Annotated in this window: 13 protein-coding genes and 1 pseudogene; 4 read left to right on the top strand and 10 right to left on the bottom strand. The window is 57.1% G+C overall.

Features of this window, described 5'->3' with window-relative positions:
* Positions 1–394 precede the first annotated feature (394 nt).
* Positions 395–4,357: a trifunctional transcriptional regulator/proline dehydrogenase/L-glutamate gamma-semialdehyde dehydrogenase gene (gene putA / locus ABIC80_RS08475; RefSeq protein ID WP_429176602.1), complete on the top strand. Its 3,963-nt coding sequence runs from the start codon at positions 395–397 to the stop codon at positions 4,355–4,357.
* Between the two features lie 228 nt (positions 4,358–4,585).
* On the opposite strand, the gene ABIC80_RS08480 is transcribed toward putA, so the two are convergent.
* From ABIC80_RS08480 to ABIC80_RS08505, 6 genes are all read right to left on the bottom strand, one after another.
* A complete protein-coding gene (locus tag ABIC80_RS08480) occupies positions 4,586–5,134 on the bottom strand; it encodes an SIS domain-containing protein (protein WP_429177007.1) in 549 nt (182 codons plus the stop codon).
* Positions 5,135–5,184: 50 nt separating this feature from the next.
* Positions 5,185–6,822: an FGGY-family carbohydrate kinase gene (locus ABIC80_RS08485; protein WP_429176605.1), complete on the bottom strand. Its 1,638-nt coding sequence runs from the start codon at positions 6,820–6,822 to the stop codon at positions 5,185–5,187.
* 16 nt (positions 6,823–6,838) lie between these two features.
* A complete protein-coding gene (locus ABIC80_RS08490; RefSeq protein WP_023481569.1) occupies positions 6,839–7,792 on the bottom strand; it encodes an ABC transporter permease in 954 nt (317 codons plus the stop codon).
* A gap of 1 nt (position 7,793) precedes the next feature.
* Positions 7,794–8,780, bottom strand: a complete 987-nt coding sequence (locus ABIC80_RS08495; RefSeq protein ID WP_023481635.1) for an ABC transporter permease — start codon at positions 8,778–8,780, stop codon at positions 7,794–7,796.
* Positions 8,773–10,272, bottom strand: a complete 1,500-nt coding sequence (locus ABIC80_RS08500) for a sugar ABC transporter ATP-binding protein (RefSeq protein ID WP_042713500.1) — start codon at positions 10,270–10,272, stop codon at positions 8,773–8,775. The genes ABIC80_RS08495 and ABIC80_RS08500 overlap by 8 nt, the downstream gene beginning before the upstream one ends.
* Positions 10,273–10,379: 107 nt before the next feature.
* Entirely contained in the window at positions 10,380–11,363 is a 984-nt protein-coding gene (locus ABIC80_RS08505; protein WP_023481662.1) for an autoinducer 2 ABC transporter substrate-binding protein, read from the bottom strand.
* 406 nt (positions 11,364–11,769) lie between these two features.
* Between ABIC80_RS08505 and ABIC80_RS08510 the strand changes: the two genes are divergently transcribed.
* Positions 11,770–12,165 carry a lysozyme inhibitor LprI family protein gene (locus tag ABIC80_RS08510; RefSeq protein WP_429176607.1) on the top strand — a complete coding sequence of 132 codons (396 nt, stop codon included), beginning with the start codon at positions 11,770–11,772 and terminating at the stop codon, positions 12,163–12,165.
* Here ABIC80_RS08510 and rutR read toward each other — a convergent pair.
* Together rutR and ABIC80_RS08520 are read right to left on the bottom strand one after the other, a co-directional pair.
* The gene (rutR, locus tag ABIC80_RS08515) at positions 12,162–12,821 is read right to left on the bottom strand and encodes an HTH-type transcriptional regulator RutR (protein WP_376749232.1); all 660 of its coding nucleotides are present in this window, start codon (positions 12,819–12,821) and stop codon (positions 12,162–12,164) included. The genes ABIC80_RS08510 and rutR overlap by 4 nt on opposite strands.
* Before the next feature lie 150 nt (positions 12,822–12,971).
* On the bottom strand, positions 12,972–13,157 hold the full coding sequence (locus ABIC80_RS08520; RefSeq protein ID WP_023481335.1) for a general stress protein: 186 nt from the start codon (positions 13,155–13,157) through the stop codon (positions 12,972–12,974).
* A 400-nt stretch (positions 13,158–13,557) separates the two neighbouring features.
* On the opposite strand from ABIC80_RS08520, the pseudogene ABIC80_RS08525 reads away from it, so the two are divergent.
* Both ABIC80_RS08525 and ABIC80_RS08530 read left to right on the top strand, forming a co-directional pair.
* Positions 13,558–13,721, top strand: a pseudogene (locus ABIC80_RS08525) (NAD(P)H:quinone oxidoreductase); the annotation flags it as partial.
* 42 nt (positions 13,722–13,763) lie between these two features.
* A complete protein-coding gene (locus tag ABIC80_RS08530) occupies positions 13,764–13,991 on the top strand; it encodes a YccJ family protein (RefSeq protein WP_023481800.1) in 228 nt (75 codons plus the stop codon).
* Between the two features lie 40 nt (positions 13,992–14,031).
* Here ABIC80_RS08530 and agp read toward each other — a convergent pair whose 3' ends face one another.
* Together agp and ABIC80_RS08540 are read right to left on the bottom strand one after the other, a co-directional pair.
* Positions 14,032–15,279: a bifunctional glucose-1-phosphatase/inositol phosphatase gene (agp, locus tag ABIC80_RS08535; protein ID WP_429176609.1), complete on the bottom strand. Its 1,248-nt coding sequence runs from the start codon at positions 15,277–15,279 to the stop codon at positions 14,032–14,034.
* Between the two features lie 145 nt (positions 15,280–15,424).
* Positions 15,425–16,141: an SDR family oxidoreductase gene (locus ABIC80_RS08540; RefSeq protein WP_042713490.1), complete on the bottom strand. Its 717-nt coding sequence runs from the start codon at positions 16,139–16,141 to the stop codon at positions 15,425–15,427.
* Positions 16,142–16,238 lie beyond the last annotated feature (97 nt).

The following is a 16,238-nucleotide window of genomic DNA, read 5'->3' on the forward strand; positions in this document are numbered from 1 at the left end:
CGACAAATGTCTATTTGCCGCTTTTATCCATCGCCGGAACGTAGCGACGGTGCGTATGTATTATTAGAAGCGCCCGTATCCTGCCGGAACCCTCCGTTATTCACAATTGATTTAACACACCATTTACATCGAAGATATCCCACCGGGAATAGGATTTTGTTATAGGTTGCACTCCATCACATTTTTAAAGGTTGCACCTTTGAAAAGTGTTAGCAACCGCATAAATCCTGGCTTTGCAGCAGATTACATCGTTCCTGTTACCTGTTTAGTTAATTAACAATTCATTCATTTCTCACCTTGCCAGCCAGCTCACAATTAACAAGGTTGCACAAAGTTGCAACATGGTGGATATTTCAGCCTAATGTGCAAAAAACCATATAAACAGGAGCAACGCATGGGCACCACCACCATGGGGGTTAAGCTTGACGACGCCACGCGCGAAAGGATTAAAGCTGCCGCAGCGACTATTGACCGCACGCCGCACTGGTTAATTAAACAAGCGATTTTTAATTTCCTTGAAAAGCTGGAGAGCAGCGAAGGATTACCTGAGCTTGCTGGCGCCCAGGCGCATAGTGTGCAGGAAGAGGAGGCCAGCGCGGTAATTGACGAAAGCCCGCAGCCGTTCCTCGACTTTGCCGAGCAGATCCTGCCGCAGTCGGTCTCCCGCGCCGCGATCACCAGCGCCTGGCGCTGGTCGGAAACCGATGCCGTGCCGATGCTGCTTGAGCAGGCGCGTCTGCCGCAGCCGGTGGCCGAGAGTGCCCATAAGCTGGCGTACCAGCTGGCAGAAAAATTGCGTAATCAAAAAACGGCGACCGGCCGCGCGGGCATGGTGCAGAGCCTGTTGCAGGAGTTCTCCCTCTCCTCGCAGGAGGGCGTAGCGCTGATGTGCCTCGCCGAAGCGCTGCTGCGTATTCCTGATAAAGCGACGCGCGATGCGCTGATCCGCGACAAAATCAGTAACGGTAACTGGCAGTCCCATATTGGCCGCAGCGCCTCACTGTTTGTGAATGCCGCCACCTGGGGGCTGCTGTTTACCGGCCGCCTGGTCTCTACCCATAACGAAGCCAATCTCTCCAGTTCGCTGAACCGCATTATCGGTAAGAGCGGCGAGCCGCTGATCCGTAAAGGGGTCGATATGGCGATGCGGCTGATGGGCGAGCAGTTTGTTACCGGCGAGACCATCGCTGAAGCGCTGGCCAACGCCCGTAAGCTGGAAGAGAAAGGGTTCCGTTACTCCTACGATATGCTCGGCGAAGCGGCGCTGACCGCCGCCGATGCGCAGGCCTATATGGTCTCTTACCAGCAGGCGATCCACGCCATTGGTAAAGCCTCGAACGGACGCGGCATCTATGAAGGGCCGGGCATCTCCATCAAGCTGTCAGCACTGCACCCGCGCTACAGCCGCGCGCAGTACGACCGCGTGATGGACGAACTCTATCCACGGCTGAAATCCTTAACCCTGCTGGCGCGTCAGTACGATATCGGTATCAATATCGATGCTGAAGAGGCTGACCGGCTGGAGATCTCCCTCGATCTGCTGGAAAAACTCTGCTTCGAGCCAGAGCTGGCGGGCTGGAACGGCATCGGCTTTGTAATTCAGGCTTATCAGAAGCGCTGCCCGTTTGTGATTGATTACCTGATTGAGCTGGCAACCCGCAGCCGTCGCCGCCTGATGATCCGCCTGGTGAAAGGCGCCTACTGGGATAGCGAAATTAAGCGTGCGCAGATGGAAGGCCTTGAGGGCTACCCGGTCTACACCCGTAAGGTCTACACCGATGTCTCTTATCTTGCCTGCGCGAAAAAACTGCTGGCGGTGCCGAACCTGATCTATCCGCAGTTCGCGACCCACAACGCCCACACGCTGGCGGCGATCTACCAGCTGGCCGGGCAGAACTACTATCCGGGCCAGTATGAGTTCCAGTGCCTGCACGGCATGGGTGAACCGCTTTATGAACAAGTGGTCGGTAAAGTCGCCGATGGCAAGCTTAACCGTCCATGCCGTATTTACGCCCCGGTCGGCACCCATGAAACCCTGCTGGCCTACCTGGTGCGCCGTCTGCTGGAAAACGGGGCTAACACCTCGTTTGTTAACCGCATTGCGGATAACACCCTGCCGCTCGATGCGCTGGTCGCTGACCCGGTCACGGAAGTGGAAAAACTCGCCGCCCAGGAGGGCCAGGTTGGCCTGCCGCATCCGAAAATCGCCCTGCCGCGCGCGCTCTATGGCGAAGGCCGCATCAACTCGGCTGGTCTCGATCTGGCGAACGAACACCGTCTGGCCTCCCTCTCCTCTGCCCTGCTTAATAGCGCGGCGCAGAAGTGGTATGCCCATCCGATGCTCGAAGAGGCGGTAATGGAGGGCGAAGCGATTGCGGTGATCAACCCGGCAGAGCCGAAAGATGTTGTCGGTTACGTGGTGGAAGCGAGTGAAGCGCAGGTGAACCAGGCGCTGGAGAACGCGGTGAACCATGCGCCGATCTGGTTTGCTACACCTCCGCAGGAGCGCGGTGCCATCCTGCAGCGCGCCGCAGTGCTGATGGAAGACAACCTGCAAACGCTGATTGGTATTCTGGTGCGCGAAGCGGGCAAAACCTTCAGCAACGCGATTGCGGAAGTGCGTGAAGCGGTCGATTTCCTGCACTACTACGCAGGCCAGGTCAGCAGCGATTTCGATAATGAGACCCATCGCCCGCTTGGGCCGGTGGTCTGTATCAGCCCGTGGAACTTCCCGCTGGCGATCTTTACCGGGCAGATTGCCGCCGCGCTGGCGGCCGGTAACAGCGTGCTGGCAAAACCGGCGGAGCAAACCCCGCTGATAGCCGCTCAGGGTGTGAAGATCCTGCTTGAAGCGGGCGTACCGGCAGGCGTGCTGCAACTGCTGCCAGGCCGCGGTGAGACGGTGGGCGCAAAGCTGACCGGCGATGCCCGCGTGCGTGGGGTGATGTTTACCGGCTCGACCGATGTCGCCACGCTCCTGCAACGCAACATCGCCACCCGCCTGGATGCCCAGGGTCGCCCGACGCCGCTTATCGCCGAAACAGGCGGTATGAACGCGATGATTGTCGACTCCTCGGCGCTGACGGAACAGGTGGTGATTGATGTGGTCGCCTCGGCGTTTGATAGCGCCGGCCAGCGCTGCTCGGCGCTGCGCGTGCTCTGCCTGCAGGAGGATATCGCTGACCATACGCTGACCATGCTGCGCGGCGCGATGGCCGAGTGCCGGATGGGTAATCCGGGACGCCTCTCCACCGATATTGGGCCGGTGATTGATGCCGAAGCCAAAGCCAATATCGAAAAACATATTCAGGCGATGCAGGCGAAAGGCCGCACCGTCTACCAGGCAGTGCGTGAAAATAGCGAAGATGCCCGCGAGTGGCGCACCGGCACGTTTGTGCCGCCAACGCTGATTGAACTGGAAAGCTTCGACGAGCTGAAAAAAGAGATCTTCGGCCCGGTGCTGCACGTGGTGCGTTATTCACGTAACCAGCTTGATCAGTTGCTGGAGCAGATCAACGCTTCCGGCTACGGTCTGACGCTGGGTGTTCACACGCGTATTGATGAAACCATCGCTCAGGTCACCGGCAATGCTCACGTGGGTAACCTCTATGTGAACCGCAATATGGTCGGCGCCGTGGTGGGCGTGCAGCCGTTTGGCGGCGAAGGGTTGTCGGGCACCGGGCCAAAAGCCGGTGGGCCGCTCTACCTCTATCGCCTGCTGAGCAGCCGCCCGGAGAATGCGGTGCTGAAAACGCTTAACCGTCACGACGCCGAGCGCCCGCTCGATGCACAGGTGAAAACCGAGCTGACCCAGCCGCTGGCAGCGCTGACCGCGTGGGCCGCCATGCAGCGACCGGAGTTACACAAGGTGTGCGAGCAGTTCAGCGAACTGGCGCAGGCGGGTACGCAGCGCCTGCTGCCAGGCCCAACCGGGGAGCGCAACAGCTGGACGCTGGCACCGCGCGTTCGCGTATTGTGCGTGGCCGATAATGAGCAGGATGCGCTGGTGCAGCTTGCCGCCGTGCTGGCCTCCGGAAGCCAGGCGCTGTGGCAGGATGACACGCTGCATCGCGATCTGGCTAAGCAGCTGCCGGAAACCGTCAGCCAGCGGATCACATTCGCCAAAGCGGAAAGCCTGATGGCGCAGCCGTTTGACGCGGTGATCTTCCACGGCGACTCCGATCAGCTGGTGCACCTGTGCGAAAGCGTTGCAGCACGCGATGGCGCGATCGTCTCCGTTCAGGGCTTTGCGCGGGGTGAAACCAATATCCTGCTCGAACGCCTGTGGCTGGAGCGCTCGCTCAGCGTCAACACCGCAGCAGCCGGTGGCAACGCCAGCCTGATGACGATTGGTTAAATCGGTGAAATGCCCGATGGCGCTGCGCTTATCGGGCCTACGGTGTGGATTTGAACCGTATTTGTAGGCCGGATAAGGCCTCAGCCGCCATCCGGCAACATGCCCGATGGCGCTGCGCTTATCGGGCCTACGGTGTGGATTTCAACCGCATTTGTAGGCCGGATAAGGCGTCAGCCGCCATCCGGCAGAGCGTCAGGAATGACAGAATCGTTGTAATAAAAAAGCGCCTTACGGCGCTTTTTTTCGTAGGGTTAAACCGACATCACCGCCGGGGTGCACCGCGAGCAATGTCTCTTTCGAGTACCCGCTTTCGCTCATCAGGCAGGCGCAGGCGGCATCAAAAATCGCCAGCACCAGCACAATGGAGGTGGTGGCCAGCATATTGAGCGGATCGATCTCGCGCTTCACGCCGGTGGAGATCACCAGCCTTGATGCCAGCGCTATCGCCGAGGCGGGGTTTTCCGTCACGCAGAGGATCGGCGTATCTTTCATCGCCAGGCCCGGCAACAGCCGCGTTAACTCCTCCGAGTTGCCGCCGCGCGAGAGCATAATCACCAGATCGTCTGGCCCGACAAAACCGAGATCGCCGTGCGCGGCATCGGTGGCGTTCAGATAGATAGCCGGGCGCTCAACACAGGCCAGCATATGGGCGATTTTACGCGCCGCAATGCCGGAGGTGCCCACACCGGTAACCACAATCTTTCCCTTGCAGCCGCGCAGTTCAGCCATCAACGCCGCCCAGGTCGCGGGATCAAGATGGCGGCTCAGCGCGGCCATCTCTTCGCTGTAGATGCGCCAGGCGTCACACGCCTGCTGCCAGCTTTCGCTCATGCATCCTCCTGCATCAATGCGCGGTACTTCATATGATCCGCGTACATCTCATGGAAGACGGTGTATTTGCGGTCGTAATAGAGCTTGATGCGGTTGGTCTGCGGCGTCACGGTTTTACCAATGCGGCTCATCGCCGACATCGCTTCCGGGAAGCTGTCAAACACACCAGCCGCAATGGTGCCCATCATCGCCCCGCCGAGCAGCATCGCTTCGCTCTCCTCCGGCAGCAACATCGCGCAGCCGGTGGCATTGGCGTGCTCCTGCACAAAGATCGGGTTTTTGGTACCGCCGCCGCTCGCCATTACCGTATCAATGCTGTAACCGCTTTGATTCATGGTTTCGATAATATGGCGCGTACCGAGGGCGATAGCCTGAATAGTCGCCAGGTAGTGCAGCGCCATATCTTCCGGCGTGCGCGACAGTTTCAGTCCGCTAATCACGCCGGTCAGCGTCGGGTTAGCGCGCGGCGAGCGGTTGCCGTGGAAGTACGGCAGGATATGAATATCGCGGGTCAGAAAGGCGATATTCTCCGGCTCGCCGGCCATTTTACGCAGCAGCGCATTGAGCACTTCATAAATGGTCTGCCCCTGGGTTTTAGCCTGCGCGAGCAGCGTGTCGTAACAGGGGTGAGACTGAATGACGTGGTCGATCAGCGCCCCGGTTGCCGACTGCCCACCCTCGTTCAGCCAGTAGCCCGGCAACACCGCCGAGTAGTAAGGCCCCCAGACGCCGCCGATAAAGCGCGCCTGCGGTGAAATCGCCATATGCCCGGTGGAGGTGCCGCCAATCAGCGCAACGCGGCGGTCAAAATCCGCCATCTCACCCGACGGACCGCTGGCACCAAGCGTGCCCAGCGTACCGGCGTGAGCGTCGATAATCGAAACGCTTACCGCCGTGCCCGGCATCAGCCCCATCTCGGTAGCAGCGCGCTGCGACAGCCCGCGCCCAAGCGGTTCGCCCATCGTTTTCACGTAGCGGCCAATTTTCTCTGCGTCGTGCTCGAGCAGATCTTCAAGGCCAATCTGGCGGAAGTAACTGGTATCCCACTTATCTTCATGGCCCATATAGGTCCATTTACACACCGTCGAGCAGAGCGAACGGGTGTCATCGCCAGTGGCGCGCCAGGTCAGAAAATCGGGGAGATCGAAGAAGAAACCCGCGTTCGCCCAGGTGTTCGGCATGTGCTGTTTCAGCCACAGCAGTTTTGGCGTCTGCATCTCCGGGGAGATAATGCCGCCAACATAATCCAGCACCCGGTGATGGGTGGCGTTAATGCGATCCGCCTGCGCAATGGCGCGGTGATCCATCCACACGATAATGTTCTGCTCGCTGCGCCCGGAGGGGCTGATGGTCAGCGGGTTGCCCTGTTTATCCAGCACTACCAGCGAACAGGTGGCGTCGAAGCCCAGCCCTTTGACCTGAATCGGGTTGATATCTGCCTGATTGATGGCATCGCGCACGGCGTTACACACCGCCTGCCAGATGTTGTCGGAGGATTGCTCGACGAAATCGGCCTGCGGGCGATAGATCTCAATGCTCCTGCTGGCCTGGCTGACCATGCGGCCCGTCAGGTCAAAGATGCCCGCGCGGGCGCTGCCGGTCCCTACATCCACACCAATAAAGTAGCTCGCCATTTTTTTTCTCCCGAAATCAGGCTTTACGATTCTGTAATGCGATAAAGAGGATCAGCACTGCGCCCCAGAGCGCCATCGTCAGATAGCTGCTGATACCTAATAAATTAAAGCCACTTTCCAGCATCTGCAGCACCACCAGCGCCAGCACCAGCCCGAGCACGCGACCGAAGCCGCCGTCCGGGTTAATGCCTCCGAGCACCGAGGCCAGAATGGTTACCAGAAGATAGGATTCGCCATACCCCGCTTTCGCGGAGTTAAATTTCGCCATCATCAGAATGGCGGCAACCCAGCCGAGCAGCGCGGAGATGACATACACCGCAATCTGCACACGCACGGTGTTGACACCGCTGTAGCGCGTTGCCTGTTCGTTGGAGCCCACCAGGTAGAGGCTGCGCCCGAGCGTAGTGTGCTCCAGCAGCACCCACAGCAATAAGGCCACCACTAAAAAGAGCAGCAGTGCCACCGGAATACCAACAATCGTGGCGTTACCGAGGTACTGGATCGCTGCCGGGAAGCCGGAGATCACCGTGCCGTTAGAGAGCAGAATATTGAGCCCGGAGATAAGCGTCATGGTGCCGAGGGTAGCGAGGATCGGCGAGACGCCTACCCAGGCGACCAGGGTGCCGTTCAGCACGCCAATCGCTACCGCCGTCAGCAGCCCGGCAAACAGGGCTAATGCCAGAAAGAGCGGATTATCCGGGTGCATCACAATCACCGCCGCCATCACCAGTGAACAGGCGTTGGCTCCGGCAATGATCGACAGGTTGATACCGCCAGTGAGCATGGTTATCCCCATGCCGAGCGCCAGCATGCCGAGGATCGGCAACTGCGATCCGATGGACTGGAAGTTAGCGACGCTGAAAAAGCGCCCGCCGAGCAGGAAAGAGAAGATCAGCGCGACGACGACAATAATCACGCACTGCAAGCGGATGATGGCATCACCGGGCAGAATTCGGACGATGGATTTCATCTTATAGCTCCCTTGCGAGTTTGCGTTTTTCATGCCACGCGGTGGCGCTGATACTGACCAGAATGATCGCGCCGCTAAAGACCGTGTGCCAGTAAGAGGAGACGCCAAGCAGCGTTAAGCCGTTCTGCAGGAAGGCGAGCAGAATCACCCCCAGCAGCGTGCCGATTAAGGTGCCGCGCCCGCCGGACATGCTGGTTCCGCCCAGCACTACTGCCGCCAGCACCGTCAGCTCATAACCAAACAGCGAGTTGGGTGCCACCGATTGGGTGATCTGCGCCTGCACCACCGCCGCAACGCCCGCCAGAATGCCCATATAGCCGTAGACATAGAAGTGCAGCTTCAGCAGGTTCAGCCCAAGACGCGACGCCGCATCGCGGTTGCCGCCCATGGCGTAGATCTGTCGCCCCAGACGGGTGTAGTTCATCAGCACGGCGGTAAAAATAATCGTCGCGCCAAGGCAGATTAGCGGCAGGGTCAGGCCGTAGTCATAGCCATCCGCGCCGGTAAAGGTGAACCAGCTAATGCCGTTCATAAACCAGTCCGGGAAGCCATACAGCCAGGTGCCTTTGGTGGCGTAGACCAGCAGGCCGTAAAAGAGGTTCAGGGTGGCAATGGTGATAATGATGGCCGGTACGCGCAGCCAGTAGACGAGGAAGCCGTTAATCAAGCCAAGCAGCAAACCGACCGCCATCGCTAACGCCAGTGCGAGCACAAAGTTGCCGCCGTGGGCAATCACCCAACTGGCCATCGCATATTGCGCAATCGCCGTCATCGCCGGGAAGGAGATGTCGATACCGCCAGAGATCAGCACCACAAACAGCCCGCAGGCCAGAATGCCAAGGATCGCATAACTGGTCGCGACATCCGTTAAATTGCCGAGGGTGAAAAACTCATCGGTACGGATCGTCAGACCGACCGCCAGCGCAACCACCAGCACGCCAAGCCAGAACTCATGTTGCCCAATCAAGCGGGCGAGCGAGTTACGCATTGACCACCTCCGCGATCTCCTCTTCGCTACAGCGGTGCGGATTGAACTCCGCGACCAGTTCACCCCGGCGCATCACCAGCACGCGGTGGCTGTTGTAATAGGCTTCCGGGATTTCATCACAAATCATCAATACTGCCATTCCCTGCTCTGCCAGCTGGCGGGCGATCTGATAGATGCCCTCTTTGTTAGCAATATCAACACCAACCGTTGGCGAGTCGAGGATCAGGATCCGCGGCTGCGTGGCGACCCATTTCGCGATAGCAATACGCTGGGCATTGCCGCCGGAGAGAGTTTTCACCGGCAGCTGCGGGTCGGAGACTTTGATATTCAGGTTACCGATAAGATCCTTTACCAGCTGCCCGGCTTTGGCGTGATCGAGCAAGCCGCTGCGGGTGTGGAGCTTGTCGAAGACGGTGACAATGGTGTTGTCATAGATCGACTGCTCCATAATCAGCCCCTGGGTTAAGCGATCTTCCGAGACATAGCCGATGCCGTGGCGAATGGCGTCGTGGTTATTGCGCATTTTTACCGGCTTATCATTGATGCGGATCTCGCCATCTTCAGGCCGGGTCATGCCAAACAGGCTCATGCAGAGTTCGGTGCGCCCGGAGCCCAGCAGCCCGACAATCGAGACGATCTCGCCGCTGCGCAACGACAGATTGATATCGCGGTATTTTCCTTTACGGCTTAAGTGACGCAGCTCCAGCATCGGTGGCTGGTCGACCGGTGGTTTTTCCGGCAGCGGGCTGTAGTGGAAACGCTGCCCGGTCATCAGATAGGCCAGTTCGTGGCTATCGAGCTCGCTGGCGGGCCAGGTGCCGACCAGCTTGCCGTCGCGCATCACGCTGATGCGATCCGCTACTTCCATCACCTCATCGAGGCGGTGGCTGACAAACACGACGCAGATACCGGCGGCTTTCAGTTCATTGACTACGCGCAGCAGCCCATTCACTTCCTGACGGGTTAACGATGCGGTCGGCTCATCCATGATCACCAGCCGGGCTTCGGCGGCAATCGCGCGGCAGATCGCCACCAGCTGGCGGTCGGCGATGGAGAGTTTTTCGACCTTTTTATCCGGGTCGAGGCGCACGCCAATGCGTGCCATCGCGGCCAGCGCCTGTTTGCGCATCGCGCCGCGGCGCACCCAGATGTCGCCACCGGGCAGATAGCGATGGAGGGCGATATTTTCCGCCACGCTGAAATTGGGGAATAACGAGAGATCCTGATAGATCACCTGAATGCCGTAATGGGCGGAGAGCTGCGGCGACAGCTGATGAAAGAGCTTGCCATCCAGCTCAATGCTGCCGCCTTTTTCCGGGTGATAGACGCCGGAAATCACTTTAATAATGGTGCTTTTCCCGCAGCCGTTTTGCCCTGCCAGGCAGTGAACTTCGCCTTTTTTGAGGGTTAAATTCACCTTATCCAGCGCCAGCACGCCCGGGAATTGCTTGCTGATATTCTCAAGAGTGATAAATGCGGTGGGGTCGGTCATCGACAATACCTCTGCCAGCGCCCGTGAAGGACGCGAGGATGAAATCTGCGGCGGAAGAGCCGGCCTGAAAGGCCGGCGTTCCGGTTCCCTGGTGTGGCCTGTGAGGCTCAGAAACCGAGTGTTTTAGCGTTTTCTTTTGTCACTTCGAGGATCTTATTAAAGCGGATCACTTTCTTATTCATATCAACATCGGCTTTGCCCAGCCCCTCGATGGAGAGATCGGACGTCACTTCTTTTCCTTGCAGCAGCTGGTCGGCGACGGTCACCAGTGCGTAACCGGCATCACGCGGGTCCCACAGCAGTGCTTTTTTGATGTCGCCGCGCATCAGATAAGGTGCAGCCTGCGCTGGCATCGCGATGCCAACAACCGCCAGTTTATCTTTCGCGCGTTTCTTCTGAACGGCCTGCCCTGCGCCAATAGGCCCAAGCGATCCGAAACCAATTACCCCTTTCAGATCCGGGTAGGTTTTCATCAGGTCAAGGGTGGTGGCATAGGATTTATCAATGCTCTCTGCCACCGGCAAACGCGAGGTGACTTCAAACATATCCGGGTACTTCTCTTTCTGGTATTTGATGGCGTAATCAGCCCAGGCGTTGTGCAGCGGCACGGTCAGCGAGCCGACGTAAATGGCGTAACCGCCCTTACCGCCCATATCTTTTGCCAGCTCATCGACGTTAGCCTGCGCATATTTTTCGCTGTCGATGGTTTCAATATCCCACTGCCCGATCTGCTGGTCCGGGGATTCATGAGTCAGTACTACAATGCCTTTGTCGCGCGCTTTTTTCAGCACCGGCTCCAGCACCTTCGCGTCGTTTGGCACCACGATAATGGCGTTAACGTTTTTCGCGATTAGATCTTCGATCACTTTCACCTGCTGCGCCGGATCGGGTGTGGAAGGCCCGGTCTGGTAAGCATTAACATCCAGTTTTTTTGCCGCTTCGTTGACGCCGGTCTCCATGCGGTTAAACCACGGGATCCCGGTTACTTTGGCTACAACGGCAATCTCATACTTCTGAGCGGCAAAAGCCTGCCCCGAGAGCATGCTGGCAGAAATCATCGCTGCGCTAATCAGGGCGAGTTTGAATTTCATGGTTGTACCTTTCTTAAGGGAAAGTCGCGGAGAGAGATTAACAATGAAGGGAAGAGGTAAAACAGCGAAAATGCGATAAATGTGATGCACGCCCAAAAATGTTAATTTAAAGATAACATTTGGTTAAATTAAAGTTAAAAGAAGAAATATCCACTCACGATTGCGTGTGCGATTTGTTAAATAGCGATAAATGTTTAACTAAAAATTAACACCTGTTTAACCAATACCTTTTTAAGAGGTTTTTTTGCGCCCGCTCCTGCCCCGTTTCTCCACCAGAAAAATATCAGTTTTGTGAGCTGAAACGAATAGAGCAACCCGTTCATCAGGATGGGTAATGGCGAAGTGACATTTTATAAGGGCTATGTTAATAAATTCGCTGAATGAATGTGATCAGGGAGGGAATAGAATGAAACGATCTTTGTTGATGCTGACCGCGTTGCTGCTCAGCCAGCCGCTCTACGCTGATGAGTGCGATGACGCCTCCACTCAGACGGCGCTCAATATATGTACCGCTGCGCAATATGAAGCCGCAGATAAGAAGCTCAACCAGACTTATCAGGAGGCGCTGAAGCGTTCGTCGCCCCAGCAGGCTGAGATGTTGAAAAAAGCGGAGAAAAGCTGGATAGCTGTACGCGACAATGACTGCGCGTTTGTGGGCTCCGGCACCGAAGGCAGCAGCGGCCAACCGATGGTATTGAACCAGTGCCTGGCGGATAAAACCAGTGAACGCGAAGCGTGGCTCGCCTCGCTGTTGCAGTGTGAAGAGGGCGATATGAGCTGCCCGCTCCCGCCCGCCAATTAACGCACGCGGATGCCTTCAATAATCATGCGCTGAACGTTGTCGACAGTACGCTGAAAAAAGGCGTCATCCTGTAGGGTCGCGCCAGTGACCGCTTCCACCTGGGTAGCGAAATCAGCGTAATGCTGCGTGGCGGCCCAGATCATAAAGATCAGATGGTGTGGATCGACGGCGGCGAGCTTACCGCTGGCGATCCAGCCGGCAATAATCGCTGACTTCTCCTCCACCAGCGTTTTCAAATCGCCGGTCAGCTCCGCTTTCAGCAGCGGCGCGCCCTGCAACATCTCATGGCAGAAAAGACGGGATGCCTGCGGATGATCGCGCGAGACCTCCAGCTTCAGGCGAATGTACTCTTTGATCGCCGCAAGCGGCTGTAAGTCGGAACGAAACGCACGGAGCGGGGCCAGCCAGACATCGAGCAGTTGACGCAGCACGGCGATATATAGCGCCTCCTTTGACGGGAAATAGTAGAGGAGATTGGTTTTCGAGACCCCAGCCTGCTCGGCCACCTGCTCCACGCGCGCACCGTGAAAGCCGAGACGGGAGAAAACCTCCAGTGCGGCGCTGAGAATAGCCTGCCTTTTCTCGCTGACAGCCCGCGTACGTTTACCCATTTCCTTTGCCATACCCACTCCATGACCCTGACCAGGCTGCAGCATAGCAAAGGTCGTCGTCTGGCTCGACCCTCTGAGCAGCTTTATCCGGTGGAAGATTGAAGATGGTATGGGTGATCGCAGGCCAAAAAAAACCGCCGGGTCTCCCCGGCGGCGGGCATTTCGGTAACCTGTAAAATTTACCGACAGGTCTCGCTAGCTGTTGCCGTTGTTGCTCCGGCTACCGTGACTGTTTTTGCCCCCTTTTTTACCTGCTTCTGAGGCGCGCTGAGGATCGTTTTTAAAGTTCCCCCCGCTCTGCTGGCCGCCTTTGCGACCTGCTGCTGATGCTCTTTCACGGTCTTCAGCGAAGTTACCTGAACCACCACGATGATTTGCCATCTCTTCACCTCCAGTCGGTGTTAGTGAAATATCAGACATCTTTCTGCATTCAGTAAAAGAGGACTCTTTCACCTCACGACGTTAAAGCTAACCCTTTAACTGCGCCGCGTGAGAATAAGCTTAGTGGAACGGGACTCATCAGCGCTTCTCCATTAACATTTTGCAACAGCTTCGGGGCCGAGCGGCAGAAATGACTTAAGCGAAACCAATAAATAATTCTTATGTATGGGGAAATTAATGACGCAAAAAATGTGTCAAAACGTAACTGCGCATTTACGCGGGGAAATAGTCTTAATTATCAGCAATGGCGCCTGTCGATTTGCACTCTCGCCATCACGTCATACCCTTAATAGGGGACGCAGCGTATCGCTGCGCAATGAACGTAGCAGGAGCAACAGCCAATACCGGCACTGGCGCAGTCAGGAACATACAATTTCCTCAGTCTGAACTACGCTTGCTCATCATGGGATGATGATTGTTCCCATCGGCTACGCCGCGAAACAGCGTTCTGATATTTCGCGTATTCGCGGCGGCAGGCCTTATGGCGCGACAACGATTGCCGGCCTGGCAGTCAAACTGAACGGCTAACTTTAACAGGAGGCGCTTATGCCAACTCAGGAAGCAAAAGCTCATCGCGTAGGTGAATGGGCCAGTCTGCGTAATACATCGCCAGAAATCGCCGAGGCGATCTTCGAACTGGCTGATTACGACGAGGTTCTCGCCGAGAAGATTTGGGAAGAAGGCAGCGATGAAGTGTTGATGCGCGCCTTTGAAAAGACCGATAAAGACTCCCTCTTCTGGGGTGAACAGACCATTGAGCGCCAGAACGTGTAGCGCTTCGGCTCCCCCATTGTTGGGGGAGCGTATCTGCTTTTTACTTCGCGACTTTACGCATCACTTCACTGAATTTTTCCATCGGACAGAATCCGTTACTGTCGGTCGGGCAGCCCGTTAACTCCAGCGTGTAACGTTGCACCGGCGAATCAAACCCCATTTTTGCCACATTACGCATCTGCTCGGCGGTGAAGTAGAGATACTCAATCTTCATCAGATCGCGGTTGCTCTTATTGTCATGCCAGCGCTGGAAGACCACTTTTCCGCTGATGGGGGTCTGCTCAAACTGACCGGGTAGTTGCCACGGCTTGGTATCCAGCGCCACCAGCAGCGAGGCGATATTGGAGTCGTGACCAACCAGCAGCGTTACTTTCGGTGCAGCGGCGGGCTTCTCCACCAGCTGTTGGTCGAGGTAATCAAGCAGCGGTTTGGCCACATTGCGCGCCACCTCTGGCGTGGTAAAGAGAATGGACTGATAGCTATTTTTCAGCTTCTCCAGCAGTTGCCACTGCTTGTCACTTTTTATCCCGCCAAAGGCAACTTCATCCTGCGGGAAGCCTTCGTAATATTGCAGGGTAAAGGCATCCACCAGCGCATTTGCCGTTTTTAATGGCCCGCTAAGGGAGGGCTCCAGCCGATAATCGGCACGGAAGGAATCCTTTTCATCACTCAGGGTACAGGGTTTGCCGCTTTGCGCTTTGCAAGCCGGGGAGGCTGAATAATCAACGATCTGCTCCAGCAGTTTATAGCTCTCAGTCAGATCGACACGCTGGCGGCTGGCCTCCATCGCCGCAACGGCTTGCTGGCGAAACGCCTCGTTGTCCTCGGTGATAACCGGATTAAACAGCAGATCCATTTCGCCCATTTTGCGCTGATGGAAGATCGGCACATCGCAGGCAATAAAGGTGTTACTGACGAAGAATTGCGCGGTGTCATGGGTGCGCGGCAGGCTGTTTGCCCAGACGAAAAACTGTTTCTTTGTCGGGCACTGTTCGGTAGAGAGCACTTTTTCGTGGGTCATCCACTTACGCATCTGATGAGCAAAAAAGATCTCCACCAGCGCACCACGATCCGTCAGCTCCCCGCCCGCCACTTTCCAGGTTGGCCACGGTTTGGCGGTGGCCTGCGCCAGCGCACTGCCGTTGTTTGTCAGCGGCGCGCGAATACCGTGGCGGCTGACAATCACCACCTGTTGCAGGCTGTAGCCCTCCGGTGTCGTTTGTTGCGCCATCGCGCTGGGTAATGCCAGGGCCGCGGCGATGGCGGCTGACCAGAATAAACGTTTCATCCTTTGTCCTTGTATCTCAACCCGATGAGGCAAGTGTGACACAACCGCACAGCGAGTGGACGCAGATAATCCCGCTTTAATCACGTCAGCCGCCCTGGATCACAAAAAAAGGAGCCGCGAGCGGCTCCTTGTAATGATGCGAAACTCAGTAAGGGCTTTGCGTATGACGCACAATGATCTCGCTGACGTCGACGCTGTCCGGCTGCTCAATCGACCACGCGATGGCATCGGCAATCGCCTCTGCGGGTAATGCGATACGGCGAAAACCCTCCATCGACGCTTTCGCACTGGCATCGGTAATGTGATCGGCCAGTTCAGAGGCGACCACACCCGGGCTGACTACCGTGACGCGAATATAGTCGCTCTCCTGGCGCAGCCCGTCGGAGATCGCGCGAACGGCAAACTTGCTGGCGCAATACACGGCGGAGAGCGGAAAGACCGCATGCGCGCCAATAGAGGCAACGTTGATGATCTGCCCTGCCCGCTGCTGCTGCATGGTCGGCAGCACTGCCGCAATGCCGTTAAGCACGCCGTGAACGTTGACGTCGATAGTCTGACGCCACTCCTCCATTTTCAACGCCGCCAGCGGAGAGAGCGGCATGACACCAGCGTTATTGATCAGAACATCGATGCGGCCATGCTGCTGCAGCGCGAATTGCGCCATCTTCGCCAGATCCTCCGCCTGAGTTACGTCAATGGCTAAACAGTCTATGTTACCCAGTTCATCACGCAGAGCCTGCAAACGCTCAATGCGGCGCGCGCCAATGACCAGATGATGACCCGCCTGCACCAGGCGACGTGCGGTGGCTTCACCGATCCCACTGCTTGCGCCAGTGAGCAGAATAATTTTGCGATTACTCATCTCTCTTCTCCCGTATTAAGTGACGCAAGCAGGTTAACCAGCGCGCGACTCACAAAACAGGCGCATTCTTATCCCATGATTGCCTGTTTCTCTTCGC

It is taken from the genome of Kosakonia sp. 1610 (genome assembly GCF_050435845.1).
Lineage (GTDB): Bacteria > Pseudomonadota > Gammaproteobacteria > Enterobacterales > Enterobacteriaceae > Kosakonia > Kosakonia cowanii.